This is a genomic window from Amycolatopsis sp. NPDC102522 (genome assembly GCF_055584485.1).
On sequence record NZ_JBVJLY010000021.1, the window covers coordinates 17,155 to 42,814 of the forward strand.

General features: G+C 67.3%; 27 protein-coding genes and 1 pseudogene. 17 read left to right on the plus strand and 11 right to left on the minus strand.

Going from position 1 to position 25,660, the window contains the following annotated elements:
* The first annotated feature begins 108 nt into the window (after window positions 1–108).
* The 3 genes and pseudogenes from ACZ6YV_RS34130 (at window position 109) to ACZ6YV_RS34140 (ending at window position 3,048) form a co-directional block, all read left to right on the plus strand.
* Window positions 109–1,647 (plus strand): alpha/beta hydrolase, encoded by a 1,539-nt coding sequence (locus ACZ6YV_RS34130; protein WP_465513533.1) that lies wholly within the window; start codon window positions 109–111, stop codon window positions 1,645–1,647.
* A gap of 17 nt (window positions 1,648–1,664) precedes the next feature.
* Window positions 1,665–2,135: a cyclic pyranopterin monophosphate synthase MoaC gene (moaC, locus tag ACZ6YV_RS34135; protein ID WP_465513534.1), complete on the plus strand. Its 471-nt coding sequence runs from the start codon at window positions 1,665–1,667 to the stop codon at window positions 2,133–2,135.
* Window positions 2,132–3,048 (plus strand): annotated as a pseudogene (locus tag ACZ6YV_RS34140) (molybdenum cofactor biosynthesis protein MoaE). The gene moaC and the pseudogene ACZ6YV_RS34140 overlap by 4 nt, the downstream one beginning before the upstream one ends.
* Before the next feature lie 414 nt (window positions 3,049–3,462).
* On the opposite strand, the gene ACZ6YV_RS34145 reads toward ACZ6YV_RS34140, so the two are convergent.
* From ACZ6YV_RS34145 to moaA, 4 genes are all read right to left on the minus strand, one after another.
* Window positions 3,463–4,104, minus strand: coding sequence for a transglycosylase family protein (locus ACZ6YV_RS34145; protein ID WP_465513535.1), 642 nt, complete (start codon window positions 4,102–4,104; stop codon window positions 3,463–3,465).
* 454 nt (window positions 4,105–4,558) lie between these two features.
* Window positions 4,559–5,410 carry a phosphatidylinositol-specific phospholipase C/glycerophosphodiester phosphodiesterase family protein gene (locus tag ACZ6YV_RS34150; protein ID WP_465513536.1) on the minus strand — a complete coding sequence of 284 codons (852 nt, stop codon included), beginning with the start codon at window positions 5,408–5,410 and terminating at the stop codon, window positions 4,559–4,561.
* Between the two features lie 110 nt (window positions 5,411–5,520).
* Entirely contained in the window at window positions 5,521–5,775 is a 255-nt protein-coding gene (locus tag ACZ6YV_RS34155) for a MoaD/ThiS family protein (protein WP_465513537.1), read from the minus strand.
* Window position 5,776: 1 nt separating this feature from the next.
* Window positions 5,777–6,841: a GTP 3',8-cyclase MoaA gene (moaA, locus tag ACZ6YV_RS34160; RefSeq protein WP_465513538.1), complete on the minus strand. Its 1,065-nt coding sequence runs from the start codon at window positions 6,839–6,841 to the stop codon at window positions 5,777–5,779.
* 103 nt (window positions 6,842–6,944) lie between these two features.
* Here moaA and ACZ6YV_RS34165 point away from each other — a divergent pair, with 103 nt between their 5' ends.
* The 7 genes from ACZ6YV_RS34165 to ACZ6YV_RS34195 are packed head-to-tail and all read left to right on the plus strand — an operon-like array spanning window position 6,945 to window position 12,154.
* A complete protein-coding gene (locus ACZ6YV_RS34165) occupies window positions 6,945–7,418 on the plus strand; it encodes a MarR family transcriptional regulator (protein ID WP_465513539.1) in 474 nt (157 codons plus the stop codon).
* A 33-nt stretch (window positions 7,419–7,451) separates the two neighbouring features.
* The gene (locus ACZ6YV_RS34170; RefSeq protein ID WP_101610889.1) at window positions 7,452–7,856 is read left to right on the plus strand and encodes a TOBE domain-containing protein; all 405 of its coding nucleotides are present in this window, start codon (window positions 7,452–7,454) and stop codon (window positions 7,854–7,856) included.
* Complete coding sequence (gene modA / locus ACZ6YV_RS34175; RefSeq protein ID WP_465513540.1) at window positions 7,853–8,614, plus strand: molybdate ABC transporter substrate-binding protein; 762 nt, start codon at window positions 7,853–7,855, stop codon at window positions 8,612–8,614. The genes ACZ6YV_RS34170 and modA overlap by 4 nt, the downstream gene beginning before the upstream one ends.
* A gap of 43 nt (window positions 8,615–8,657) precedes the next feature.
* Entirely contained in the window at window positions 8,658–9,434 is a 777-nt protein-coding gene (locus ACZ6YV_RS34180; RefSeq protein WP_465513541.1) for an ABC transporter permease, read from the plus strand.
* Window positions 9,431–10,495, plus strand: a complete 1,065-nt coding sequence (locus ACZ6YV_RS34185) for a sulfate/molybdate ABC transporter ATP-binding protein (protein ID WP_465513542.1) — start codon at window positions 9,431–9,433, stop codon at window positions 10,493–10,495. The genes ACZ6YV_RS34180 and ACZ6YV_RS34185 overlap by 4 nt, the downstream gene beginning before the upstream one ends.
* Before the next feature lie 10 nt (window positions 10,496–10,505).
* Complete coding sequence (locus ACZ6YV_RS34190) at window positions 10,506–11,300, plus strand: HAD-IIA family hydrolase (RefSeq protein WP_465513543.1); 795 nt, start codon at window positions 10,506–10,508, stop codon at window positions 11,298–11,300.
* A gap of 38 nt (window positions 11,301–11,338) precedes the next feature.
* Complete coding sequence (locus ACZ6YV_RS34195; RefSeq protein WP_465513544.1) at window positions 11,339–12,154, plus strand: metallophosphoesterase family protein; 816 nt, start codon at window positions 11,339–11,341, stop codon at window positions 12,152–12,154.
* A gap of 4 nt (window positions 12,155–12,158) precedes the next feature.
* Here ACZ6YV_RS34195 and ACZ6YV_RS34200 read toward each other — a convergent pair whose 3' ends face one another.
* Together ACZ6YV_RS34200 and ACZ6YV_RS34205 are read right to left on the minus strand one after the other, a co-directional pair.
* On the minus strand, window positions 12,159–12,533 hold the full coding sequence (locus ACZ6YV_RS34200) for a YccF domain-containing protein (protein ID WP_378244393.1): 375 nt from the start codon (window positions 12,531–12,533) through the stop codon (window positions 12,159–12,161).
* Window positions 12,533–13,294 carry a PhzF family phenazine biosynthesis protein gene (locus ACZ6YV_RS34205; RefSeq protein WP_465513545.1) on the minus strand — a complete coding sequence of 254 codons (762 nt, stop codon included), beginning with the start codon at window positions 13,292–13,294 and terminating at the stop codon, window positions 12,533–12,535. Before ACZ6YV_RS34205 ends, ACZ6YV_RS34200 begins: the two co-directional genes overlap by 1 nt.
* A 1,419-nt stretch (window positions 13,295–14,713) precedes the next feature.
* Between ACZ6YV_RS34205 and ACZ6YV_RS34210 the strand changes: the two genes are divergently transcribed.
* From ACZ6YV_RS34210 to ACZ6YV_RS34230, 5 genes are all read left to right on the plus strand, one after another.
* Complete coding sequence (locus tag ACZ6YV_RS34210) at window positions 14,714–15,526, plus strand: hypothetical protein (RefSeq protein WP_465513546.1); 813 nt, start codon at window positions 14,714–14,716, stop codon at window positions 15,524–15,526.
* Window positions 15,513–16,292, plus strand: coding sequence for a radical SAM protein (locus ACZ6YV_RS34215; protein WP_465513547.1), 780 nt, complete (start codon window positions 15,513–15,515; stop codon window positions 16,290–16,292). The genes ACZ6YV_RS34210 and ACZ6YV_RS34215 overlap by 14 nt, the downstream gene beginning before the upstream one ends.
* Window positions 16,293–16,329: 37 nt before the next feature.
* Window positions 16,330–16,890 (plus strand): nucleoside deaminase, encoded by a 561-nt coding sequence (locus ACZ6YV_RS34220; protein WP_465513548.1) that lies wholly within the window; start codon window positions 16,330–16,332, stop codon window positions 16,888–16,890.
* Window positions 16,891–16,978: 88 nt separating this feature from the next.
* Window positions 16,979–18,637 (plus strand): AMP-binding protein, encoded by a 1,659-nt coding sequence (locus tag ACZ6YV_RS34225; protein ID WP_465513549.1) that lies wholly within the window; start codon window positions 16,979–16,981, stop codon window positions 18,635–18,637.
* A gap of 206 nt (window positions 18,638–18,843) precedes the next feature.
* Window positions 18,844–20,001 carry a hypothetical protein gene (locus tag ACZ6YV_RS34230; protein ID WP_465513550.1) on the plus strand — a complete coding sequence of 386 codons (1,158 nt, stop codon included), beginning with the start codon at window positions 18,844–18,846 and terminating at the stop codon, window positions 19,999–20,001.
* 61 nt (window positions 20,002–20,062) lie between these two features.
* Here ACZ6YV_RS34230 and ACZ6YV_RS34235 read toward each other — a convergent pair whose 3' ends face one another.
* Together ACZ6YV_RS34235 and ACZ6YV_RS34240 are read right to left on the minus strand one after the other, a co-directional pair.
* Window positions 20,063–21,034 (minus strand): R2-like ligand-binding oxidase, encoded by a 972-nt coding sequence (locus ACZ6YV_RS34235; RefSeq protein ID WP_465513551.1) that lies wholly within the window; start codon window positions 21,032–21,034, stop codon window positions 20,063–20,065.
* Window positions 21,031–21,642, minus strand: coding sequence for a TetR/AcrR family transcriptional regulator (locus ACZ6YV_RS34240; protein ID WP_465513552.1), 612 nt, complete (start codon window positions 21,640–21,642; stop codon window positions 21,031–21,033). The genes ACZ6YV_RS34235 and ACZ6YV_RS34240 overlap by 4 nt, the downstream gene beginning before the upstream one ends.
* Before the next feature lie 94 nt (window positions 21,643–21,736).
* Between ACZ6YV_RS34240 and ACZ6YV_RS34245 the strand changes: the two genes are divergently transcribed.
* Window positions 21,737–22,351, plus strand: coding sequence for an HAD family hydrolase (locus tag ACZ6YV_RS34245; protein WP_378244405.1), 615 nt, complete (start codon window positions 21,737–21,739; stop codon window positions 22,349–22,351).
* Here the strand turns inward: ACZ6YV_RS34245 and ACZ6YV_RS34250 are convergent.
* Window positions 22,326–22,571 carry a hypothetical protein gene (locus tag ACZ6YV_RS34250; RefSeq protein ID WP_378244407.1) on the minus strand — a complete coding sequence of 82 codons (246 nt, stop codon included), beginning with the start codon at window positions 22,569–22,571 and terminating at the stop codon, window positions 22,326–22,328. The genes ACZ6YV_RS34245 and ACZ6YV_RS34250 overlap by 26 nt on opposite strands.
* Before the next feature lie 132 nt (window positions 22,572–22,703).
* Here ACZ6YV_RS34250 and ACZ6YV_RS34255 point away from each other — a divergent pair, with 132 nt between their 5' ends.
* The gene (locus tag ACZ6YV_RS34255; protein WP_101610878.1) at window positions 22,704–23,090 is read left to right on the plus strand and encodes a cold-shock protein; all 387 of its coding nucleotides are present in this window, start codon (window positions 22,704–22,706) and stop codon (window positions 23,088–23,090) included.
* A gap of 86 nt (window positions 23,091–23,176) precedes the next feature.
* Here ACZ6YV_RS34255 and ACZ6YV_RS34260 read toward each other — a convergent pair whose 3' ends face one another.
* Window positions 23,177–23,641, minus strand: coding sequence for a DUF2771 family protein (locus ACZ6YV_RS34260; protein ID WP_449224205.1), 465 nt, complete (start codon window positions 23,639–23,641; stop codon window positions 23,177–23,179).
* Between the two features lie 28 nt (window positions 23,642–23,669).
* On the minus strand, window positions 23,670–25,628 hold the full coding sequence (locus tag ACZ6YV_RS34265) for an MFS transporter (protein WP_465513553.1): 1,959 nt from the start codon (window positions 25,626–25,628) through the stop codon (window positions 23,670–23,672).
* Between the last annotated feature and the right edge of the window lie 32 nt (window positions 25,629–25,660).

Consider the following 25,660-nt stretch of genomic DNA (forward strand, 5'->3'; position numbering starts at 1 on the left):
GTCATCACTGAGGCCGACCTGGAGGCCGACTTCAGGGTGACGACTCCGCGCCAAGCCCGCTCATAGGCTCGATTTCGACCACGAAGTCGATCATGACGGGGGTTGGGGATGAATCGCTCTGTCCTGAGCAGGATAGGGACACTCACGGCCGCGGCGGTCACTGTGGCGGTACTCGTACCGGCCACGGCGACCGCCGCGTCTGCGTCGCTGGACTGGGGGCCGTGCCCGGAGGCGGCCACGCTGCAGTGCGCCACTTTGAAGGTCCCGCTCGACTACCGGAACCCGGGCGGGAAGACCATCGACATCGCCGTGTCGAAGCTCGCCAGCACCAAACCGGCGAAGCGGCGCGGGATCATGCTGATGAACCCGGGCGGACCCGGTGGCCCGGGGCTGACCATGCCGGAGGCTTTGCGCGCGTCGGGTGCGCCGTCGAGCGTGCTCGACGCGTACGACCTGATCGGGTTCGACCCGCGGGGGATCGGGAACAGCACACCGGTCACCTGCGATCTCAAGCCCGAGCAGCTGGTGAGCAACGTGCCGCCGTACGCGCGTGACTCCGCGGCGGTGGCGGAGCGGGCGAAGTCCGTGGCGGGCATCGCGAAGCAGTGTGGCGACTCGAAGACCGCGGCGAACCTGCCGTACATCACCACGGCCAACACGGCTCGCGACATGGACCGTATCCGCGAAGCCCTCGGCGAGAAGAAACTCTCGTACTACGGCGTCTCGTACGGCAGCTATCTCGGCGCCGTGTACTCGACGCTGTTCCCGCAGCAGACGGATCGCGTCGTGCTCGACAGCGTGACCAGTCCGGGCGGGCTCGACCCGGCGACCTCGCGTCGGCTCGCGGAGGGTTTCCAGGACCGCTTCCCGGACTTCGCGAAGTGGGCGGCGGCACGACACGCCAGCTACGGGCTGGGCCGTACCCCGCAGCAGGTGACGGCGAAGTTCTACGAACTCGCCGACAAGCTCGACAGCGGCGCCGTTCCCGGCGTGGACGGTGCGGCGTTCCGGATGGGCACGTTCGGCGCGCTGTACTCGACCAGTGCCTTCCCGGTGCTGGCGCAGCAGTGGCAGTCGCTCGACGGCGAAGGCGTCCTGAAGCAGTCCGCGCAGGCGGCGCAGACCGACATCGGCAACGTGCTGTCCGGTCAGCTGCACGTGGTCTGCAACGACGCGAACTGGCCCGAGAACGTCGGGTTCTACCAGCGCAACGTCGAGAAGGACCGGGTGAAGTACCCGATGTTCGGAGCCGCCGGTGCGAACATCTGGGCGTGCGCGTTCTGGCCTTCGGAGCCGATCGAGCCGCCGGTGAAGATCGGCGACCGGGGACCGTCGACGATCCTGCTGGTGCAGAACCTGCGTGACCCGGCCACGCCGCTCAGTGGGGCCAAGGAAATGCGGCGCGCGCTGGGCGACCGGGCGCGGATGGTGTCGGTCGACGACGGCGGGCACGGGGTCTGGCTGGGCTCGGAGAACGCTTGCGGCAACAACGCCGTCAACCGGTTCCTCGTGGAAGGCAAGCGTCCCGCGCACGACACGGCCTGCGGCGCGGACAAGGGCGGGCTCTTCGATTCGATGACCCCGCAGCAGCGGCAGGACCGGGAGAAGGCGCTCGACGAGGTTCGCTCGAAGCAGCAGGTTTTCTGAGGACTAGCCTGCTGGGCGTGAGTGAACTCAGCCACGTCGACCATACGGGTGCCGCCCGTATGGTCGACGTTTCCGGCAAGACGCCCTCCGCCCGCACCGCGCTGGCCGGCGGCACCGTGCACACCACGGCCGAGGTGCTCGGCCTGCTCGCGACGGACGGGTTGCCCAAGGGCGACGCCCTCGCGACCGCCCGGATCGCGGGCATCATGGGCGCGAAGAAAGTGCCCGAGCTGATTCCGCTCTGCCACCAGATCGCGCTGTCCGGGGTGAAGGTCGAGTTCGTCCTCGGCGAGACCGCCGTGCACATTACCGCGACCGCGAAGACGAACGACCGGACCGGCGTCGAGATGGAGGCGCTGACCGCCGTCGCCGTCGCCGGGCTGACCCTGCACGACATGATCAAGGCCGTCGATCCGGCGGCGACCCTCGACGACGTCCGCCTGATCCGCAAGGACGGCGGCAAGACCGGGACCTGGGAGCGGCCGTGAACCGGGTCGCGAGGGTGATCGTGGCGTCGAACCGGGCCGCGAAGGGCGTCTACGAGGACACGACCGGCCCGGTCATCACCGGCTGGCTCGCCGCACGGGGCTGGGACGTGCCGGAGCCCGTGGTCGTCGAGGACGGGGAACCGGTCGGCGAAGCCCTGCGGGACGCCGTCGCGGCAGGGGTCCAGGTGATCGTGACCACCGGCGGCACCGGCATCTCGCCGACGGACCGCACCCCGGACGTCACCCGTGCCGTCCTCGACTACGAACTCCCCGGCGTCGCGGACGCGATCCGGGCCGCCGGACTGCCCAAGGTACCCACGGCCGTGCTCTCGCGCGGGGTCGCCGGCGTCGCCGGACGGACCCTGGTGGTGAACCTGCCAGGCTCGCGCGGCGGGGTGAAGGACGGCTTGGGCGTCCTGGACGGGATCCTCGACCACGCCGTCGACCAGCTGGTGGGCGGCGACCACCCACGGGAGGCACAGCAGTGAGCGTTCGGGTCGCACGGATCGCGGTGGTCGACGAGCCGCTTTCGGTCGAGGAACACGCCCGGCTGGTGGACGACGCGGCCGCGGGCGCCGTCGTCACCTTCGGCGGGGTCGTGCGGGACCACGACGGCGGGCGGTCGGTGGAACGGCTCGCCTACGAAGGACACCCCAGCGCTTCGGAGGTGCTCGCGGAGGTCGTCGCGGACCTCTCGGGGAAGTGGACCGGCGTCCGTGCCGTCGCTGTCAGTCACCGGCTGGGCGCGCTGGCCATCGGGGACGTCGCGCTGGCGTGCGCCGTGGCGGCCGAGCATCGGGGCCAGGCCTTCGCGGCCTGCTCGGAGCTGGTCGACGAGGTCAAGGCGCGGCTGCCGGTGTGGAAGCACCAGCACTTCAGCGACGGCAGCGACGAGTGGGTCAATTCGCCGTAGGCGGCCGTATCGCACATCGGTCGGGGTGGTCGTGAGTGTTTTGTGTCGTTCTAACGACACTTGCCACTCACGACCATCTGTACCGACGCCTCACCGCCGCTTTGGTCGCCCCAAGTACATGAAGGCCCCCTTCCTTGCGCTAGGCGCAAGGAAGGGGGCCTTCATGTACTTGGGCCGGTCGCGAAGGTCGAGTTTCCTCGGCTGAGCCGAGGGAAGGGGGCCTTCACGGACTTCAAGCGAGGGAAGGGGCCCAGAACCACCTGGACCGGCCGCCTACCGCAGCCTGACCCTCAACCGGCCCCGGACGCGACAAAGCCCCACCGCCGGGGGAATAAGCGCGGTGGGGCCTTGTCAGTCGCGACATGGCCACGCGGGGAGTCCCGCGGGCATCACGACTTACTGGTGCTCAAGAGCTCACTTGGTGGCGAGCTTCTGGCCGACGACGATGAAGTCGGCGTTCGGCACGAAGTCCTTGTTCAGGGTCTGCAGCTTCTGGAAGCCGCCCTGGACGTTGAACTTGGAAGCGATCTTGGACAGCGTGTCGCCGGCCACGACGGTGTAGTCACCCGCCGGGTTCGAGTTCGCGACATTGGCGGCCGGTGCCTGGACCGGAGCCTGCTGCTTGGCGACCGGAGCGGTCGACTTCTTCGGGGTCACCTTCTTGGTGGCCTTCGGGGCGGTCGACTTGGCCTTGGCGGGGCTGGCGGAGGAGCCGCCCTTCTTGCCACAGTGCGGCCACGCGCCGATGCCCTGGCCCTGGAGAACCCGCTCGGCGACGGCGATCTGCTGCTCGCGGGAAGCGCCGTGCGCACTGCCGGTGCCACCGTAGGCGCGCCAGGTGCTCTGCGAGAACTGCAGTCCACCGTAGTAGCCGTTACCGGTGTTGGTGTTCCAGTTGCCGCTGCTCTCGCACTGCGCGATGGCGTCCCAGTTGGTCGCCGACGCGGGGGTCGCGGCGATTGCGAGGGGAGCGCCGACCGCGACGCCCGCAATGGCAACGCGAGCGATGTGACGGGTGGCGGCGGACATCTTGCGGTGCTTGCCTCGGTACGACATGTGAGTAAATCTCGCTCCCTGCGCCTACGAGTCTGTGCTGAGGGAAGACCCAGGGGTCTGGCCGGCCGTCTCAGGCCGGCTGACTTCGCCTGACGCACGCCGCGTCGGCTCGGTCCCCTCGTCCCTGTCCGGAAATGCTTTCGCTCGGGGTTGGGTCCGGGAATCCGTTGGACAGGGCTCGGCGCTACGGGTTCCCGGTGTTGCGTGGTCGGTCGGGGCCAACCGAAAAGCGACGGTACGTAACGAACGGGCCCAGCGGAAATTATTCGAGCTGTGACCTACATCACAGTAACAGCACGCAACCTCTAACGATTCGGCTGTTTTTGCAGGTCAGCGGGCCGTTACCGGACCGTTTCCTGGCCGAGATAATTCACGGATCGTGAGGCTTGCATCACGTGGATTAAGGGATGACTGGCCCATTCGTGCGCTTTCGCGCGCTAATGGGCCGCGCACTTTAGCGAGCCCTCAAGAAGTCCGCCAGCCCTGACAGGTCATCCGTATTCAGGTGGTCGACACCGGCGGCGGCCAGTACCTTCCAGAGAGCTTCCCGTGCAGGTCCAGGGGCATCCGGAGTGGCCCAAAAACGGACCCGCTGACCGGCTCCGTGCGCCCGCTCGACGATTTCGCGCAGCTTCGCGCGTTCCGCGGCCGGGAATTCACCGACACCGGTCCAGGTGAACAGCTCGGTCCACGAGTCGGACACCAGCGGGGTCACGCGGGGGTCCGAGCCGATGCCGAGATCGTTCTCGTCCTTGATCCGCCCGTCGTAGAACGCGAGCCGGAACTTCTGCCCGAGCATCACGTCCTTGGGGCTCCCGCCGGAGATCACCGCGGTGACGGCCCGCTTCTGGACGTGCCCGAACGCGTACAGAGAGAAGAGGAAGGAATAGCGCGGGTTGTACAGCCGCTTCTCCAGCGCCGCGTAGGTGCTGTTCGCGTCCCCCTTGACGTCGATCAGCAGCTGGAACTCCGCACGCTGCCGGTAGACGCCCACGCCGTGGTTGGCCAGGACACGCTTGCGCAGCGGCTCCAGGTAGAGCGACTCCAGGGTGCGGTCCGGGCGGGTGTCCGCGAGATCGTGCGCGACCAGCAGTTGCCCGTCCACCAGGTAGATGTCGGCCTCGACGCTGGTGAAGCCCTGATCGAGCGCGTCCCGCAGCGGGCGCGTGTGCTCGTAGTCGTTGTGGCTGTGCGCCTGCGGCAACGGCCGGACGCCGCGTTCGTGGGCCGAGGCCGGCGCGGTCGCCAGGCTCGTGGCGGCGACCGCGGCGAGCAGCGCGGCGAGGATACGGCGGGGAGTGATCACTGGCGCATCCTCGGCGACTTCGGCGTCCGGATGGTGAATTCGAAACGGCGAGCAAGGGACCTTTGCTATCACTTTCGCCGTTCGTGCAGGTCAGCGCAGGTCAGCGCAGGTCAGCCACCGGCGAACGGGGGCAGGACGTCCAGTTCGGCCGCGTCGGTCAGCGGCCGCGTGAGATCCCGCACCGCGACGCCGTCCAAGAGAAAGGAGACCGCGTCGAGCAGCTTCGCCAGCTTTTCCGGGTGGAGTTCGCGCAGGCGGGCGACGGCGTCGGCGACGTGGGCGCCGTCCGGCAGGGTCACCTTCTCCTCGTCGAGGCCCGCGGCCGCGCGGGCCGACGCGAAGTACCGCACCACGATGGTCACCATGTCAGCCGCCGATCGCGCTCATCGGCCGGATCGGCTGCGCGAAGCCGGCCTCGTTGATCTCGTGCCCGGCGAGCTTGCCCCACATCGTCGCCCGCCACGCGTCCGCCACCTCTTCTTCGCGCGCGCCCGCGCGCACGAGGGCGCGGAGGTCGGTCTCGTCGTTGCTGAACAGGCACGAGCGCACCGCGCCGTCCGCGGTCAGCCGGGTCCGCTCGCAGGCGCCGCAGAACGGCCTCGTCACCGAAGCGATCACGCCGACATCGCCGGGGCCGCCGTCGACCAGCCAGCGTTCGGCGGGCGCCCCGCCGCGCGCGGCGGGGAACGGCGAAAGCGAGAACTCTTCGCCGAGCATGCCGAGGATCTCCTCGGCGGTGATCATGTCGCGCCGGTTCCAGCCGTGCTGCGCGTCCAGCGGCATCTGCTCGATGAACCGCAGGTGGTAGCCCTCGGCGAGGCAGAACCGCAGCAGTGGCACGGCCTGGTCCTCGTTCAGCCCGCGCATCAGCACCGCGTTGACCTTCACCGGGGCCAGCCCGGCCTCGCGCGCGGCGGCCATGCCGTCGAGTACGTGCGAAAGCCTGTCGCGGCGCGTGATCGTCTCGAACAGCGCGCGGTCGACGGTGTCGAGCGAGACGTTGATCCGGTCCAGCCCGGCGTCGGCGAGCGGTTTCGCGCGCTTCGCGAGCCCGATCCCGTTGGTGGTCATGGAAAGCCGCGGCCGCGGTTCGAGAGCCGCGATCCGCTCGACGATCTTCTCCAGCCCTTGGCGCAGCAGCGGTTCGCCGCCGGTGAGCCGGATGTCGGTGACCCCGAGCCGTTCGACGGCGATCCGCATCAGGAGCACGAGTTCGTCGTCGGTCAGCACGTCCGCGCGCGGCATCCATTCCAGCCCTTCGGCGGGCATGCAATAGGTGCAGCGCAGATTGCACTTGTCGGTGAGCGACACCCGCAGGTCGGTCGCCACCCGGCCGAAGGTGTCGATCAGAGCGGGGTTGTCCGGCCTGGGCTCGCTTGCGCGGCCTCGTGTGCCGGGGACACGGGGAAACCCGAGATCGATCGCTGTCATTGTCACCAGACTAACCCCGAAGCGGGCGAAAAGCCGACTGTCTAGAATGCATTTCGTACCGCACCGGCGTGAAGCCTGGTTTTCTTCCCGAAGGGTTTTCCGGATGGCGAAATATCCGCTTTCGGCGGCGGAATTGGCCCGGTTCGCCCACCTCGGCCGCGAAGGCAGCACGCTGACCGTCCTCCGGCACGCCAGGATCGCCGAGCGGATGGGGCTGTCGGCCACCGATCACAAGGTGCTCGAACTCGCCGGACAGGCACCGGGACCGTTGACAGCGGGCAGGATCGCCGAACTGACCGGGTTGTCGACGGGGGCTGTGACCGGCGTCATGGACAGGCTCGAGAAGGCGGGTCTCGCCCGCCGCGTCCGCGACACCGTCGATCGCCGGAAGGTCCTGATAGAGGTCGTCCCCGGCGCCATGGAACGTCATGCGCCGCTCTTCGAATCCGCGTACACGAACATGAAGACGGTCCTTGAGGAGTTCTCTCCCGAGGAACGGAAAGTGCTGGAACGTTTCCAGAGCGCGGTGCTCGATGGCCTCCGCGACGAACTGCCCGGCAATTCCTCACGACCGTAGCTTTTCCGCATCTGCGGCAAGTAGTGTCCAGGCATGCCGCAATTTCGGTTGTCTGAGGCCGCTCGTCTGCTCGGCGTCAGCGACGACACCGTCCGCCGCTGGGTGCGCGCGGGCCAGTTGACCGCGTTCGACGACTCGGCGGGCCGCAAGGTCGTCGACGGCGCCGAGCTCGCCGCGTTCGCCAAGGCGCAGGCCGAACAGCCCGAAGATCCCTCGAACGTCGGCCGCTCCGCGCGCAACCGGTTCGTCGGCCTGGTCACCGAGGTCATCACGGACAAGGTGATGGCGCAGGTCGAGCTGCAATGCGGCCCGCACCGGGTGGTCTCCCTGATGAGTGCCGAGGCAGTCCGCGAACTCGGGCTGCGGCCCGGGGTACTCGCGGTCGCCGTCGTCAAGGCGACCACCGTCGTGGTCGAAACCCCGGAAGGAAGCCGATGAGGAGACTCGTCCCCGCCCTGCTCACCCTGGCTTTGGCCGCGACGGCCTGCGGCTCGAAGCAACCCGTCACCGTGCAGACAGAGGCGCAGACGCTGACCGTGTTCGCGGCGGCGTCGCTGACCGAGTCCTTCGGGGCGCTGGGCAAGCAGTTCGAGGCGCAGAACTCCGGGGTGACCGTGAAGTTCAGCTTCGAAGGCTCCTCGGCGCTGGTCCAGAAGCTGACCCAGGGCGCGAAAGCGGACGTCTTCGCCTCCGCCGATCAGGCCAATATGGACAAGGCCACCAAGGGCGGGGTGATCGACGGGCAGCCGTCGGTGTTCGCCACCAACCGGCTCGCGATCGCCGTCGGCAAGGGCAACCCCAAGGGCATCAAGGGGCTGGCCGATCTCGCGAAGGACGGGCTGACCGTGGTCGTCTGCGCGCCGCAGGTGCCGTGCGGATCGGCGACGAAGAAGGTCCAGCAGTCGTCCGGGGTCACGCTCAAGCCCGCGAGCGAGGAGCAGGACGTCAAGTCGGTGCTCGCGAAGGTGCAGTCGGGCGACGCCGACGCCGGACTCGTCTACGTCACCGACGCCACCTCCGCGGCCGCGAAGGTGGACAAAGTGGACTTCCCCGAGTCAGCAGGCGCGATCAACAACTACCCGATCGCGGTGGTGAAAGACGCTCCGGATGCTCAGCTCGCCGGGCTGTTCAGGGACTTCGTCCTCAGCGACGAAGGCAAGAAGGAACTGGCGAAGGTCGGTTTTGGCGCGCCCTGATCCCGCACTCACCGCATCCAGAGGACGAAACGCGGGGGCCGGGGTGCCCTGGGTGCTCTGGCCGCCCGCCGTGTGCGCGCTGGCGCTGGTGGTGCTGCCGGTCGTCGGCCTGCTGGTGCGCTCGGACCTGACCCGCTTCCCGGACCTCATCACCTCGACGTCCTCGCTGAACGCGCTCAAGCTCTCCCTGATCACCGCCGGACTGTCCACTGTGGCCTGCGTGCTGCTCGGCGTCCCGCTCGCCGTGGTGCTCGCGCGATCGAGGACGCGGGGCATCCGCGTCCTGCGCGCGGTGGTGCTGCTGCCGCTGGTCCTGCCGCCGGTGGTCGGTGGTCTGGCACTGCTGTACCTGCTGGGCCGCAAGGGTTTCCTGGGTGTCCTGGTGAGCGCCCTGACCGGTGAGCAGGTGCCGTTCACCACGGCGGCGGTGGTCATCGCGCAGACGTTCGTCGCGATGCCGTTCCTGGTGGTCAGCCTCGAAGGCGCGCTGCGCGGTGCCGGTGACCGGTACGAACGGGTCGCTTCGACGCTGGGCGCCAAGCCGTGGACGGTGTTCCGCCGCGTCACACTGCCGCTGCTGCTGCCCGCCCTCGGTTCGGGCATCGTGCTGAGCTTCGCGCGGGCGCTGGGCGAGTTCGGCGCCACGATCACCTTCGCCGGCAGCCTCGAAGGCGTCACCCGGACCCTGCCGCTGGAGGTCTACACCCAGGCCGAGGTCGACGTCGACAGCGCCGTGGCGCTCGCGCTGCTGCTCATCCTGGTCGCCGTCGCGGTGATCGCGCTCGCCCGGCCGCGTGCGCTGGAAGGAGTCCGGTCGTGACCCTTTCGGCCGAGATCGCCCTCCGGCGCGGCGAGTTCACCTTGGACGTCGAGTTCGAGGTCCCCGACGGCGGTGTGCTCGCCCTGCTCGGGCCGAACGGCTCGGGGAAGTCCACCGTGCTCGGTTGCCTGGCTGGCCTGCTCCGGCCCGACCGCGCGCGGATCACCCTGGACGGCCGGGGCCTGGCGGGCCTGCCGTCGCACGCGCGCCGTATCGGCCTGCTCTCCCAGGACGCCCTGCTCTTCCCGCATCTGTCCGCTTTGGACAACGTCGCCTTCGCGCCGCGCTCGACCGGCGCCGGGCGCGGCGAGGCGAAGAGCCGTGCGCGGGAGTGGCTGACCGAAGTGGACGCGCTCGAACTGGCCGGACGGCGGCCCGCGCAGCTCTCCGGCGGGCAGGCGCAGCGGGTCGCGATCGCGCGGGCACTGGCAGCCGAGCCCGGGCTTCTGCTGCTCGACGAGCCCTTCGCGGCTCTCGACGTCGACGCGGCGCCTGCCATCCGAGGCCTGCTTCGACGGGTGCTGCGCTCCGGGCCGCCGACAGTGCTGGTCACCCACGACCCGCTCGACGCGCTGGCGCTGGCCGATCACGTCGCCGTCCTCGACGGCGGCCGGATCGTCGAACGCGGCGAGACCCGGAAGGTCCTGGCCGCGCCTCGCACGGCGTTCACCGCGCGGATCGCCGGGCTGAATCTCGTGCCGGGTGTCGCCGTCGAAGGCGGTTTGCGCACGTCAGGCGGACAGTTGGCCGGAATCCCGGCGGAGGACGTCATCGAGGGCGAAGCGGCCGTAGCGGTCTTCCCGCCCAGCGCCGTGGCCGTGTACCTGAAGGACGGCGAGCACCGGGGGAGTCCGCGTAACACCGTCGAGGGAATCGTCGACGCGCTCGAACCACACGGCCCGGTGATCCGCGTCCGTACCCGCGGTGACGGCTGGGCGGCGGGCCTCGCCGCTGACCTGACCCCTGCCGCGGTCGCCGAATTGGCGCTCGAACCAGGGACACCGGTCAATCTTTCGGTCAAGGCGGCGTCCGTGGCTGTTCACGCCGTCGCGGATCATTAGGGTGGGACCCATGAACGAGCGCCGTTGGACCTACCTCAGCGACATGGATGGCGTGCTGGTGCAGGAGGAGCATCTCGTGCCCGGCGCGGACGAGTTCCTCAAGGAACTGCGCGCCAACGACATCGGCTTCCTGGTGCTGACCAACAACTCGATCTACACCCCGCGTGACCTGCGGGCGAGGCTCGAGCGGACCGGTCTCGACATCCCCGAGGAGGCCATCTGGACCTCCGCGCTGGCGACCGCGAAGTTCCTCGCGTCGCAGCGGCCGAACGGCTCGGCGTTCGTGATCGGCGAGGCCGGGCTCACCACGGCGCTGCACGAGGTCGGCTACGTGCTGACCGAACGTGACCCGGACTACGTCGTCCTCGGCGAGACGCGCACGTACAGCTTCAGCGCGATCACTCGCGCGATCAGGCTGATCGAGGGCGGCGCGAAGTTCATCGCCACGAACCCCGACGCCACCGGCCCCAGCGTGGAGGGCTCGATGCCCGCCACCGGCTCGGTCGCCGCGCTGATCGAAAAGGCGACCGGCCGCTCGCCGTACTACGTCGGCAAGCCGAACCCGCTGATGATGCGCTCGGCGCTGCGGCGGCTCGGCGCGCATTCGGAGTCGACGCTGATGATCGGCGACCGGATGGACACCGACGTCCACTCGGGAATCGAGGCTGGGCTGCAGACGATCCTGGTGCTGACAGGCATCTCCAGCCGGGAGAGCGCCGAGCACTATCCGTACCGGCCGACCATGATCATCGACTCGATCGCGGATCTGGTCGGGCGCACCGGTGACCCGTTCGGAGAAGGCTGAACGAGGCGATGGCGGGCGGAGGGATTATCGTCACAGAGATGCACGACGATCAGCCTCCGTCCCCGACCTATGTGGTCGGTGACGTGCACGGACACCGGGACGAGCTGGCCGAGGCGCTCCGGGAGAAGGGGCTGCTCGACTCCGACGACGACTGGGCCGGCGGTGAAGCGACCCTCTGGTTCCTCGGCGACTTCGTCGACCGGGGCCCCGACGGCGTCGGCGTCATCGACCTGGTGATGCGGCTGGAACGGCAGGCCGCCACGGCGGGCGGGCACTGCGGGACGCTGCTGGGCAACCACGAGATCCTGCTGCTCGGGATGTACCACTTCGGCGACACGGAGGTGCCGTCCGACTTCGGTCCGCGCAGCTTCGCCCGCAGCTGGGAGATCAACGGCGGACTGCTCTCCGACCAGGACAGGCTCACCCCGCAGCATATCGAGTGGCTGTCCTCGCGCCCGATGCTGACGCTGGCCGCGGACCACCTGCTGATGCATTCGGACACGCTCGAGTACCTCGACTGGGGCGAGGACATCGACGGGATCAACGCCCGCGGCCGCGAGATCCTCGAAGGCAGCGACATCCAGGCCTGGTGGGACGTGTGGCGGCGGATGACCACGCGCTACGCCTTCCGCGGCCCGGAAGGCGCCGACGTCGCGCAGCAGCTCATGGACCGGCTCGGCGGCGAGCGGATCGTGCACGGGCACAGCGTCATCGCCGATCAGCTCGGGATCCACCCCGCGCAGATCGAGGGGCCGTATCTCTACGCGGGAGGGAAGGCGCTGGGGATCGACGGCGGGTTGTTCGTCGGCGGCCCTTGCCTGATCATCCCGCTGCCCTGGGAGCCCGAGGACTGAGCGCTTACGGGATTTCGACGATCTCCTTGCCCAGCGGCATCAGCGAGACCGGGATCATCTTGAAGTTCGCCACGCCCAGCGGGATCCCGATGATCGTGATGCACAGTGCGACCCCGGTCAGCACGTGCCCGATCGAGAGCCACAGCCCGGCGAAGAGGAACCAGATGACGTTGCCGATCGTCGACGCGGCACCGGCGTCGCGCCGGTCCACCACGGTGCGGCCGAACGGCCAGAGCGCGTAGGCCGCGATCCGGAACGACGCCAGCCCGAACGGGATGGTGACGATCAGAATGCAGCAGATGATGCCCGCGACGATGTAGCCGAGTGCCATCCACAGGCCGCACAGCACGAGCCAGATGACGTTCAGGATCAGGCGCATCAGACGTGCAACTCCCCACTGGCCACGGTGACCGCCTGCCCCGAAAGCAGGACGCGGTCGCCTTCGAGACTCATCCGCACGATGCCCCCGCGCGCCGAGGCCTGCTCGCCGACGAGCTTCTCCCGGCCGAGGCGCGCGGCCCAGTACGGCGCGAGGGCGCAGTGCGCGGAGCCGGTGACGGGGTCTTCGTCGATACCGACGCCCGGCGCGAAGAACCGGGTGACGAAGTCGATCCCGTCGACGTCGCCGGGGGCCGTGACCATCAGCCGTCCGGTCCAGTGCGCGCGCAGCGCGGCCAGATCCGGCTCCAGCGATCTGACCACGGAAGCGTCGTCCACCACCGCGAACAGGTTCTGGTGACTCCGCCCGACGTACTCGAACTCAAGGTCCGGAAGGATCGGCGACAGGTCGTCGTCCGACTCGCGGGGCGGATCCGACGGGAAGTCCATCGAGACCCAGCCGTCTTCGGCGCGGCAGCGCAACTCGCCGCTTCTCGTCGTGAAGGTCTGCTCGCCGCCCAGGACGTGCGTGGTCGCCAGCGTCGCGTGGCCGCACAGATCGACCTCGGTCTCCGGCGTGAACCAGCGAAGCGACTTCGGGCCTTCGCCACCGACCTCGACGAAGGCCGTCTCGGCGTGCTTCAACTCGGCTGCGACGGACTGCATCCAGCCCGCGTCGCCCGGCGAGTCCAGCAGCACGACTCCGGCGGAATTACCGGCGAAGGCCTCGGAGGTGAAGGCATCGACGATGTAGAGGCGCATGTCTTCGACGATATCGGGCACGGCGGAACCCGGCCTCCGGGTTTCCCCTGAGGTGGCGCGGGTCTCCACTTGCAGGTGGCAGCCGTCACGCCGGGTTCAGAGGTGAGCCGAGGATAAATCGACAAGTAGCCATTGGTGTGGCAGTCGCTGACTATCGCGGACCTTGCATGACCTGTTTGGGTGAACCTGCCCTACGGTATCGACCGGTTATTTCAAAGTCGGTCTCACTCTCGAGAGCTCGTTCCGGGCAATGGGTGATCGAATTATAAGTGTCAGTTGAGCGGTATGAATACTTCGAGGCATCGGAGTGGTCGCACTTCCCGTCCGTCCGGGTCGAGGCCCGCCGGCAGCGCTGTCCGCGGTGGTCGGATCTGAATATTGTTTCAGGGAGGAACGGTATATTTGGTTCGTTGACTAGCTTTTCTGAATCAGTCGTCCGGCCCTGGCTGCGGGTGATTCGGTGTTCAATCCTTGAGTGCTGGCATCGCGTCGACAGGGATGGCTCGTCACTGATGGTCAAGGGATCCTGTTGGTGCGAAAGTGTCCCTTCGTTGTCCGGGCAGGGGTCACGGGTGACCTTGGCTCAACCAGCGAAAACACCGCGCTCGCCCTGCTTCTCGTCACCTTGCGGACACCCGTGGTGCCGTGTTGGAGTAGTGGCGAATCAGGAACTCGTGGGATTCTCGCCTCAAGATCATGGTTCTTGGTGTGAACTGACTTGTGGCTCGAAATCTCATTTCTTGGGCTCGCGGTGGTGAGACTCTGCCGGAACGGCACATGTCCGGCTAAGAGAGGATCTTGCATCGGTGATGCCGGAACCGCTGATCAAGTATTGCCCGTGGCATCGTCGGCGCCGCGGGATCGTAGATCGGTTGTCGCGGAATAGATCGGTAAATCGAACCGTGCTGCCTCCGCATCGCCGAGCAATCCGCGGCCGCAGGGCCGTCGTGCGGCAGTATCTGTCGTGGCAGGCCATCATCGCTGTGAGTTGCGGCGCCCGCAAAGAGTTAGCCAATATGGCGGAAATTCGCGAGTGACTCGCAGTTGTCAATCTCGGCGCGCTACGCTCTTTGTCCAGTGCCCGCCACGAGATCCGGAAGAGATCAGTTTGAGAGAAGGTGCCTGATTGACTGGGATGAGGCAACCGTGCGGCGCGAAGACATGTGAAGAATTTTGGAGCTTCTCCCATGGGCGGCCTGTTGAGCGCCGTCGACCGAGAAGCGTCGCCGCTGGGTCAAGCGCTTCTCGGGGCCGTGCACGTGCAGATGAACGCGATGGTCATCCTTGCCTTGTCGCAGACAATGCCAGGCAAGCCGATTCGGACCGCATCCGGCACTTCGAGTCTGCTGAGCGCATCGGTGGCGATCTTATTCGGGTACCAGTCGCGTATCCGGCCTAGGGTTCCGCAAGGGAGCTGCCGTGCGAATATCGCCCTGGAACGCCTTCAGATTCTTCGCCACGCTCATCTCTGCTGTAATGCTGGGCATCTGGGTGAATATTCTCTCAGACAAACTCGACGATCATGGCTTATGGGGATCGGTTCAAGAACTCAAAGCGGGCAACTTGCTGCTTGCCGGAGGTTCCATCGCTCTTGTTGGAAGTGAGTATCTTACAAGAAGGAGGCGGGCAGTGGAGGTTGAGCGATTCGAACGGCGGCTGGAAGTTCTGCGGCAACGGCAGCAGCGGCTTCTTAAAAGTACTCTGCAGATTGTTTGCGAGCTGGTGTCGAAGGCTCTGACTATTCCCTGCAATGCCCGCTACTTTGAGGCGGTGGAGAAAGATCAGGTCACCTATATTCAGCAGGATCGCGACCTGGCTGTCTTGAATATCTCGATGCCGCGGGAGTTCGGCTTCACGCGGGTTTCCGTGGACACGCCGCATATTGTCAGCGGAAAGTCCTATCGTGAACGGCGTCCACTGTACGAGGATCTCCCTGAAGATCATCACAAGCTTTACGATGCGCGCGTGGCTCAAATGATCGAGCCGCGTCAACGCTGGGTTTTGGCCTGTCCGGTCCTCAAGCTCGATCCGGAGACCAACAGGCACAATGAGGAGGATCCACCTCATGGGGTTATAGTATTCTATGGGGTCAACGATGTTCCTGAGCTGGAAAAAGATACCAGAATCGAATTCTGCCTCGAGTGCGCGCAGCAATTTGCGGATCAGATGTCGCAGATCATGAACATGCTCACCTTGACTGAAGAGATGGTAGTTGGCCATGACCCGAATTGAGCGCCGGTTTCCCGGTTCTATATGTGTTCGCATAACTCGACGGTGCAATGCGGTCTGCTCCTTCTGTCAAGCTCCGAACACCAGTCATGCCGAGCTGTCTCCGGAGGTTCTCGAAGAAATCGCTATCGCGCTGAAAACGAGAAGGGTTCGATCTCTGAAACTGTCTGGCGGTGAGCCGACGATGCGAGGTGACCTGGCGCGGATAATCGATATGACCGGAGCGGTTCTGCCGAAGGTGGTAGTCGTGACAAATGGAATCAGTCTGAGTTCAGAGGTCGTCGCCGCAGCTCGGTCTGTTGACGCCGAGTTCAAGTTCAGTGTCCATCGTCCTGATTCATCGAACGATGACGTCTATCGGGTGGAGTCTTTCGGGAAGATTCTCGAGAACATGGAAGCTTGCATCAAAAGTCGGGTCAGGTTCTCTATTCACACTGTTGTCACGAAGAGTACCGTCGATCTGATGGGCCCTATGGCCGCGTTCGCGCTCGCCTGCGGCGCTCGAAAGATCAGCTTTTTGCCCGTTGTGCCACGCGGTAGGGCGGCGAAAGGGGAGGAAAACTCGATCGACGAAGACGGTTTGCGGGTCGTCCGTGCCGATGTGGCCCTACTGGCGAATGATTTCAAAGGGCGGCTAGAGGTCAGATGTGTCGATTTCTGGAGTCGTGAATACTGGGTTATCGAGAATGACGGAACGCTGTGGATCGAGAGGTCCAGTGAAAGGCTTGACGAACGAGTCTGTGGATTAGTGGAGCTCCTGGCTCCTTGACTTCGATAGGTATACGCTGTCACTTCTTTTCTGGAAAGTGAGAAGTATTGTGAAAAGTTTTGGTTTCGAAAATGAAGTCGGCAAGTGTATCGAGTTGGCCGAAAAGGCGTCTCGTGCGGGAAATTACGCGCTGGGTGCACTTGTCGTACTGGATGGAGAAATCCTGGCAGAATCGGGAAGCAGCTTGATCGGCGACAACAATGATCCCAGTGCGCATCCCGAAATGATCGTCGTGCGTCACGCGGCCAGACGGGTGAAATCTCGTTACCTCGAGCGCGCCTACCTGGTGAGCACGCTGGAGCCTTGCCCCATGTGCATGTCGGTCGCCATCTGGGCGAAGATGGCGGGTGTTGTGTTCGGCGCCACGCAAATGGATGCGATTCAATGGGCGACCGAACACCCTGACAACGTCTTCACCTGGCGGCAGATCGAAATTCCCGCACGACAGGTGGCCGCGGCGGGCACACCACGTCTCGAGGTCCGCGAGGAGGTGCGACGCAAAGAATGCAGGGCGCTGTTCGCGCTCAATCTTCGGGATGCGCTACCGGCGGCCGGCAGGGCTGAGCGCAGCCAGACCCGGCCTCCGGGTTTCCCCTGAGGTGGTGCGGGTCTCCACTTGCAGGTGGCCGCCGTCACGCCGGGTTCTTAGACTCGACGCGTCGATGCCGCCGAACGCAGGAGTCTCCATGTCCGACGCCCCCGCAGTACCGAGCTACGCATCGGGAATCTCGGACACCCCGATGCTGGGGGACACCATCGGCGACAACTTCGATCGCACCGTCGCCGCCTTCGGTGATCGAGACGCGCTGGTCGACCGCGCGGCCGGGAAACGCTGGACCTACGCCGAACTCGCCGCCGACGTCGACGCGCTCGCGCTGGGCCTGCTGGACTTCGGGATCGCGAAGGGCGACCGTGTCGGAATCTGGTCGCCGAACCGCGCGGAGTGGACGCTCACCCAGTATGCGACCGCGAAGATCGGCGCGATCCTGGTCAACATCAACCCGGCGTACCGCTCACACGAACTCGAGTACGTGCTGAACCAGGCCGGGATCAAGCTCATCGTGGCCGCGAACTCGTTCAAGACCTCCGACTACGCGGGCATGATCGCCGAGGCGGGGCCGAAATGCCCGGCGCTGGAGCACGTCGTGCTGCTTGAAAGCGCCGAGTGGACGTCGCTGCTGGAGAACGGCCGCGGCGTGGACCCGGCGCGGCTCGCGAAGCGCCAGGGCGAGCTGTCCGCGGACGACCCGATCAACATCCAGTACACCTCGGGCACCACGGGTTTCCCCAAGGGCGCCACGCTCAGCCACCACAACATCCTCAACAACGGCTTCTTCGTCGGCGAACTCTGCAACTACACCGAAGCCGACAAGGTGTGCATCCCCGTGCCCTTCTACCACTGCTTCGGCATGGTGATGGGCAATCTCGCGGCGACGACCCACGGCGCGTGCATGGTCATCCCGGCGCCCGCGTTCGAGCCGAAGGCCACCCTCGAAGCCGTCGCGGCCGAGAAATGCACGTCGTTGTACGGGGTTCCGACGATGTTCATCGCCGAACTCGCCGACCCGGACTTCGCCTCCCACGACCTGTCGTCGCTGCGCACCGGGATCATGGCGGGCTCGCCCTGCCCGGTCGAGGTGATGAAGCAGGTCATCGACCGGATGGGCATGACGGAGGTGTCGATCTGCTACGGCATGACCGAGACGTCGCCGGTGTCCACGCAGACCCGCGCGGACGATTCGGTCGAGCGGCGGGTGTCGACGGTCGGGCGGGTCGGGCCGCATCTGGAGGTCAAGGTCGTCGATCCGGAGACCGGGCTGACCGTGCCGCGCGGCGAGCCGGGCGAATTCTGCACCCGCGGCTACTCGGTGATGCTCGGCTATTGGGAGCAGGCCGACAAGACGGCCGACGCGATCGACGCGGCGCGCTGGATGCACACCGGCGACCTCGCGATCATGGACGCCGACGGGTACGTCAACATCACCGGCCGGATCAAGGACATGGTCATCCGCGGCGGGGAGAACCTGTACCCGCGCGAGATCGAGGAGTTCCTCTACACCCATCCGGACATCCTCGACGCGCAGGTCATCGGCGTGCCGGACGACAAGTACGGCGAGGAACTGATGGCGTGGGTCCGCATGCGCGAGGGCGCGGCGCCGCTGACGGCCGAAGCGGTGCGGGAGTTCTGCGAGGGGAAGCTGGCGCGCTACAAGATCCCGCGCTACGTCCATGTCGTCGAGGAGTTCCCGATGACGGTGACCGGCAAGGTGCGCAAGGTCGAGATGCGGGCGGAGTCGATCAGCATCCTCGGCCTGGAATCGGCGGCCGGCGCGAAGCACGCCTGACCGTCGCTTCCGCGTACAGCTTCGGCAGCACTGACGGCGGCCACGACCAGGGCGTCCTGAGCGGCACCCTCGGCGCGATCGGGCTCAGACCGTAAAGAGCCCAAGTTGACACTTCGAGGCAACCTGTCACATCTCCCGCGCGTGTCCCAGGTGCGGCAGAAAGCTCCCGCAGGGCGCGGGGCGATGGGGAGCCGCGTAGGGGAAACATGTTCGTGGAACGGGGAAAACGCCTGCTCGCCACGGTCGCGGTGGCGGCGGCTCTGCCGCTGTCGCTGCCCGCGGTGGCGACAGCGGCGACCGGTCCGATCGACCTCGGGCTCCTGCCGGGGGACGAGATGACGTCCGTGACCGCGGTCGGTGACCGGGGGCAGCTCGTCGGGGAGTCGTGCAGCACCGAACCGCATACGCACTGGTGCTCGGCGGTGAGATGGGACCGGAACGGCAAGATCTCCGTGCTGCCGTCGCTGGGCGGCAGCGGCCTAGGGTCGCCCAAGGCGATCAACGGGAGCGGGGTGGCCGTCGGCAACTCGCTCGACCACGGGCTGAGCAACCGGGCCGTGCGCTGGGCCCCGGACGGCGCGGTCACGGAACTCCCCGCGCTGCCGGGCGGCCGGACCTGGGAAGCGCGCGGGATCAGCACCCTCGGCGTCATCGTCGGATCGGGGACGGACGCCACGGGCGAGGAGCGCGGACTGCGCTGGGATTCCTCCGGAAACGTCACGATGCTCGCCGCCCCGCCGATCGCGGGCAGCTACTCCGCGTCCGCGATCAGCGGTGACGGGAAGTTCATCGGCGGGCTGCTCTACGGGACCGACCGCAGCATCCGGGTCCTGCGCTGGGACGCTTCCGGCGCGGTCAGCATGCTCGGCTCGGCGACCGAGTACAGCTGGTTCGGCGACCTGAACGCCGCCGGGGAGATCGTCGGCCGTACCACGATCAACAATCGGTACGCGGCGGTGAAGTGGACCACCGACGGCCGCATGATCGAACTCGGCTGGATCAACTCGAACGCCACGGAGGTCTACAAGATCAACGATTCCGGGGTCTCGGTCGGGATGGGTTACGTCGACTCGCCGAACGGATCCCTCTACTCGCCCGTGCGCTGGGCCGCCGACGGCACGATGACCCAGCTCTCCACAGCCGGCACTGGCGGCAACGCCGCGGACATCGACGAGCAGGGCCGCGTCGTGGGTATCGCGGGCAATGCCGCGCTCTGGGACGCGAACGGCGTGCGGACGGACCTCGGCACGCTGCCGGGAGGCGGGTACAGCCGGGCGGAGCTGATCGGCCGGAACGGGACGATCACGGGCGGCGCGGTCGCCGCGGACGGGAACTGGCACGCCGTCTACTGGCCCGCCAGGTAAGCCCATGAAGGTCTCCTTCCCTACCTTGAAAGTAGGGAAGGAGGCCTTCACGGCAGGCACGTCAGGCCGCGGAGTTGGCGGCCACCTCGGCGATCGCCTTCGCGTCTTCTTCGCCGAAGGTCTCTTCGAGCTTCTCCGGCGAGTAGTCGAGGTCGATCTGCTCCACCGGCATCCCGCGCGCGGACTTGATCGCGCCGAGACGCCGCTGTGCCCGGTCCGCCGCGTACTGGATGATCTCCTGCGGATCGTTGTCGAACGGGATCTCCTCGAACTGGTCCTGCACCCACTGGATCATGTTGAGCGCATGCGGAAGCAGTTCGCCCATCCGCTGCTGCACCGCGTCCCACAGCGAGTCGTCCGCGGCGACGTGACGTCGGCAGGTGAAGGTGCCCCAGGCCATGTGTCGGCGTTCGTCGTCGCCGATACGGCGGATCAGTTCCTGCATGCCCGGCAGGATGTCGTGCTGCGTGCAGATCAGTTGCCACGTGTAGTACCCGGTCAGCGCGAGGCTGCCTTCGATGACGTGGTTGTAGGTGACGCTCGCGCGGATCTGGTTGAGCGGACTGGGATCGTCCTCCAGCGCGCGCAGGGACCGCGGCAGCTCTTCGTAGAAAAGCTTGCGGTAGTGCGGATTCTCCGCGACGTACGGATGCAGGTCCTCGGTCAGCCCGACGGCGTCCATCCAGCGGCGGAACACCTCGGTGTGCTTGGCCTCTTCGAAACAGAACTGCGTCAGGTACATCTCGTCGCCGAAGCGGCCTGTCGCGGACATCGCCCGCATGAACGGCTGGATGTCTTCGGTGACCGCCTCTTCGCCCGCGATGAACTGCGCCACCAGGTACGTCGTCGACCGCTGCTGTTCCGGGTTCAGGGTCTCCCAGCCCTCGCGTTCGCGGGAGAAGTCGATGTCGGCGGGGTTCCAGAACTTCTTGTTGCCCTTGGCGAACAGCCGCAGCGGGAACGAGTCCCAGTTCAGCCCGCCCTCGCGCAACGAGGAAAAACCGGTCCGCAGCTCGGGAAGCGTGTCGGTCACAAGGTCTCCTTCGAATCGGTGGTCAGCGCCCGGATGGCGGGCGCCAGCACGGCTACGACAGAGGTCGCCGCCTCGCCCGCCGAATGCGTCGGCATGACGAGATGGGACAGGGAAAGCCGCACGACGGTCTCTGCCAGCAGCACGGCGGACTCCGGTGAGAGCGACGGTTCGAACTCGCGGTACTGCTCGGCCGCGACCTCGGTGGCCGCGGTCAGGATCGGCTCGCCCTTGGTGGTGAGCAGGGGAAGAAGGTCCTCGCCGGCTTCGGTGCCGAGTGTGGTGGCGACGAGCCGGTTCTCACGGGCGTGCTCGATCGTGTAGACGACAGCCTCGCGGATGCCGTCGAGCAGGTCCCGCGCGTCCTCGACGCGCAGCCGGATGCCTTCCAGGAACTCCGACGTCGTCCGCAGGACCACGGCCTCGGCGAGCGCGGCCTTGTTGCCGAACTCGTTGTAGACGGTCTGCCTGCTCACCCCGGTGCGCGCGGCGACGTCCGCCATCCGCAGTGCCGTGAAACCGCGCTCGGCGAGCAGTTCCGTGGCGGCGTCGAGCAGCGCCTCCCGTAAAGAGGCCTTGGTCCGATCGGAGAAGTTCGTGATCTCGCCCACACTTCCAGCTTGACACAGATCACGTCCATGTCAAAGGAGTTGACGAGTGCCTGGCCGATGTAAATCAGTCGGTGGTGGCGGCTACCGTGGCCGTGTGGGCATCACCGTGGGGTTCGACCTCGACATGACACTGATCGATCCGCGGCCGGGCATGGTCGCGGTGATGAACGCGCTCGGCGTGGAATCCGGTCTGCCGCTGGACGGCGAGTTCTTCGCGGCCAACCTCGGCCCGCCCCTCGACGCCAGCCTGCGCGGTTTCGGGGCGCCGGAGGAGCGCATCCCGGAACTGGTCACGCGGTTCCGCGCGATGTACCCGGAGACGGTCGTGCCGGTGACGGTCGCGCTGCCCGGGGCCGCCGAAGCGCTGCACGCCGTCCGCGAGGCGGGCGGGCGCACCGTCGTCGTCACCGGCAAATACGCGCCCAACGCGAAACTCCACCTGGACGCCCTCGGTCTCGAGGTCGACGTCCTGGTCGGAGAGTTGTGGTCGACGGAGAAGGCCGCCGCGCTCACCGAGCACGGTGCCCGTGTCTACGTCGGGGACCACCTCGGCGACGTCCGCGGCGCGCTGGCGGCCGGCGCGGTACCCGTCGGGGTCACGACGGGCCCGTGCACCAAGGCCGAACTGCTCGCGGAAGGGGCCGACGTGGTGTTCGATTCGCTGACCGAGTTCCCCGGGTGGTTCAGCTCTTTCGCCGAGCTTCCCTGACCAGCGCGATCAGGCCGAGGGCCAGCCCCAGCGGCGTGACCACGCCCGCCGCGGCGGACAGCCACACCGGCAGGTTCTCCAGCCCGGCGGCGAACAGGACGAAAACCGCTGTGACGGCGATCATGCCCAGCGCGAAAAGGCCGATGCCCACGCGCATGAGGATCGGTTTACGCGGCTTTTCCGGGACGGCCACAGCGGCCTCCTTAACTGCGGTCTCCATGAAGCAGAGGGTATCCGCCGGTATCCGCTTCTCCACAGGGCATGTGTCGAGATACGCTTATGGGACGCGCGCCCTGGGTACGCCCCCGGGCGCGTTCGTCGTGAGCAGGACAGCGAAGGATTGGTGAGGAAAGTGCCGACCGGCAAGGTCAAGTGGTACGACGCGGAGAAGGGTTTCGGTTTCGTCACCCAGGATGGGGGCGCCGACGTCTACATCCGTAAAGCCGCGCTGCCGCAGGGCGTCGAAGGACTCAAGGCGGGCCAGCGCCTCGAGTTCGGTGTCGCCGACGGCCGCCGCGGCCCGCAAGCGCTCTCCGTCCGGCTCCTGGACCCGCCGCCCTCGGTCGCCGAGGCGCGCCGCCGTCCCGCCGAGGAGCTGCACGGGCTCATCGAGGACATGATCAAGCTGCTCGAACTCAAGGCGCAGCCGGATCTGCGGCGCAACCGCTATCCGGACCGGAAGAACACCAAGCAGATCGCCGAGATCATGCGCGCCGTCGCTCGGGACCTCGATCCCTGATCGGCAGCCCTTCCGTAAACGCTATGAAAGGCCCGTTACTTGCAAATTTTGCAAGTAACGGGCCTTTCATAGCACGCGCGAGGGGCTCAGACGGCCGGCGACTCGACCTGCAGCGACCAGATCGCAGTCGTGACAGCCTCGGCGTCCTCCGGACGTCCGGTCTGGCTGATCACCGAAGCCTGCGCGACCTCGACGACGAGGATCTGGTCGTCGGGCCGGGGTGTCGTCACGGTGTAGGCGAACCGGTCCAGCGACGTGATGATGTCCTGCTTCAGTTCCTGCGGCTCGCCTTGCGCGTTCACGTACTGCACCGTGACCTTCCACGGCGTTTCCGCGATCGCGCTCGGCACCGAGATCTGCACCGGCTTCCCCGGCCGGACGCGCAGCTTGCCCGCGGAGTCGGGCCTGGTGGTGCACTGGGCGCTCTTGACGTCGCAGGACGCGAGCGGGAAGACGTTCACCGTCTTCCCGTCGGCGAAGAAGGTCACCTCTTCGGGGCCGGGGGCCGAGCAACCGGCCACCACGAAACCACCCGCCGCGAGCAGGGCCAAAATACGAAGTCGCCGCATACGGTGCAGATTACGAGCCCGGCCGCCACCGGGAGCCACCGGCCTCCGAGGGGATGGGCGATTCGCTGGTCGGCTCGGGACGCAGCGGCCGGTCGCCGCCGAGTCCCGGGACCAGCGAGGTGCCGCGCCGCACCATGAACGTCTGCGTGAACCCGACGGCCAGCAGGATCGACAGCACCAGGAACCCGATCCAGTACGTCGGCGGCAGCAGCAGGCCGACGGCGCCGCCGAAGCACCAGCACATCTGCAGCACGGTCTCGGACCGGCCGAAGGCCGACGCGCGCGACTCCTCCGGGAGGTCTTCCTGGATGACGGCGTCGAGGCTGATCTTCGCCAGCGCGCTCGCTGTCGCGCCGACGAGCGCGACGATCGCCGCCGTCGCCAGCCCGGCCGCCACGGTGGCGATGACAGCCATGCCCAGGCAGGCCCCGACACAGGCCAGGATCACCTGATCCGGTTTGCCGAAGTGCAGCCGCGAACCCAGCGCGTTCCCGAGGAACCCGCCCGCCCCGGCCGCGGCGCCGATGATGCCGAGCAGCAGCAACTGGTTGAACGGGCTCTGCCCGCTGCCCTCGGTCTGCGCCTTCACCGCGAACGCGGAGAACATCATCAGGAACCCGGTCAGCACCCGGATGGAACCGTTGCCCCACAACGAGACGACGATATGCCGTCCCATCGGCTGACGTTGCTTCTTGATCCGCCTGTCCGGATGTGCGGACAGCGACGCCGGGACCTCGCCCTCGGTCTTCTCGACCCACGACGGGATCCGCATCGACTGCACCGCGGCGGCGACGCAGATCGCCATGGTGAACCACAGCGCGCCCGGCGAACCCCACAGCGCGTTGAACCCGCTCGCCAGCGCGCCGAATGCACCGGCGGCGACCAGGCCGAACACGGTGAGCCGGGCGTTCGTCTTCGAAAGGGTGATCTCGGGCGGCAGCACCCGGGGGGTCACCGCCGATTTGAGCACGGTGAACGACTTGGAGAGCACCATCATGCCCAGCGCCGCCGGGTACAGGAGCCAGTCGTCGAAGTGCAGCGCCATCACGACGGCCATCAGCGCCTGCCCCGCCGAGGACACGCACATGGCGAGCCTCCGGCCGCGCTGGATCTTGTCGAGCGCCGGGCCGATCACCGGCGCGACCAGCGCGAACGGGGCGATCGTGATGAGCAGGTAGAGCGCGACCTTGCCCTTGCTCTCCCCGCTCGTGGCGGCGAAGAACAGGGTGTTGGCCAGCGCGATCGCCATCGCGGCGTCGCTGGCGTAGTTCAGCATCACCGCGTACGTGAGCGAAGTCAGGCCCGATTTGTCGGCACCGTCCGCCTTCGTCGCGCGCTGGAACGCGCCGACGGCCTGCCCGGTGAGCTGACGGCTGCGCATCGCCGCGACCCGGGTGACCGTGATCTTCTTCGGCATCTTCGGCAGGGCGCCCGCTCGCGGCGGGACCGCGGTCGTCGGGTTCTCCTGCGCGTACTCCGGCGTTTCGCGCGGCTCGCCCGCGTAGCCGCCGGTGTCGTAGTGCTCGTACTCGCCGCTGCCCGGCGGGTGATCGTCGTAGAACCCGCCCGGACGACGCCGGACAGGCTCGGTCTGCCGCTGCGACTGGTCCGGATACGGCCGCGCGCCGCGAGGAGGCGTTTGCGGTGGTCGCGGCGGTGGCGGTGGCTGGTGGTGCCCCATCGGGATCGCGCTGGTGCGCGCCTCGTCGGCGGTCGGCCCGTCCGGATACTGCTGGTACCGGGGCTGCGGTTGCGGCTGGGACTGAGACTGGGGTTGCGGCTGGGGGCGGGCCGCGCGCGGCGGCACCGGCTGCTGGTCGACCCTGGTCGGCGGCGGCGCGGACCAGCCGCGCGCCTGGGCGGCGCCGGGCTCCGGCGTCCACTTCCGCTTGCTCTTGCGGCCGCGCTCCTTGCCCGACCGGCCGGAACGCGTGCCGTCGGGTCCAGAGTTCGAGCCGAAGATTCCCACCCCTCAATCCTGCCTTACGCGGGACCCGCTTC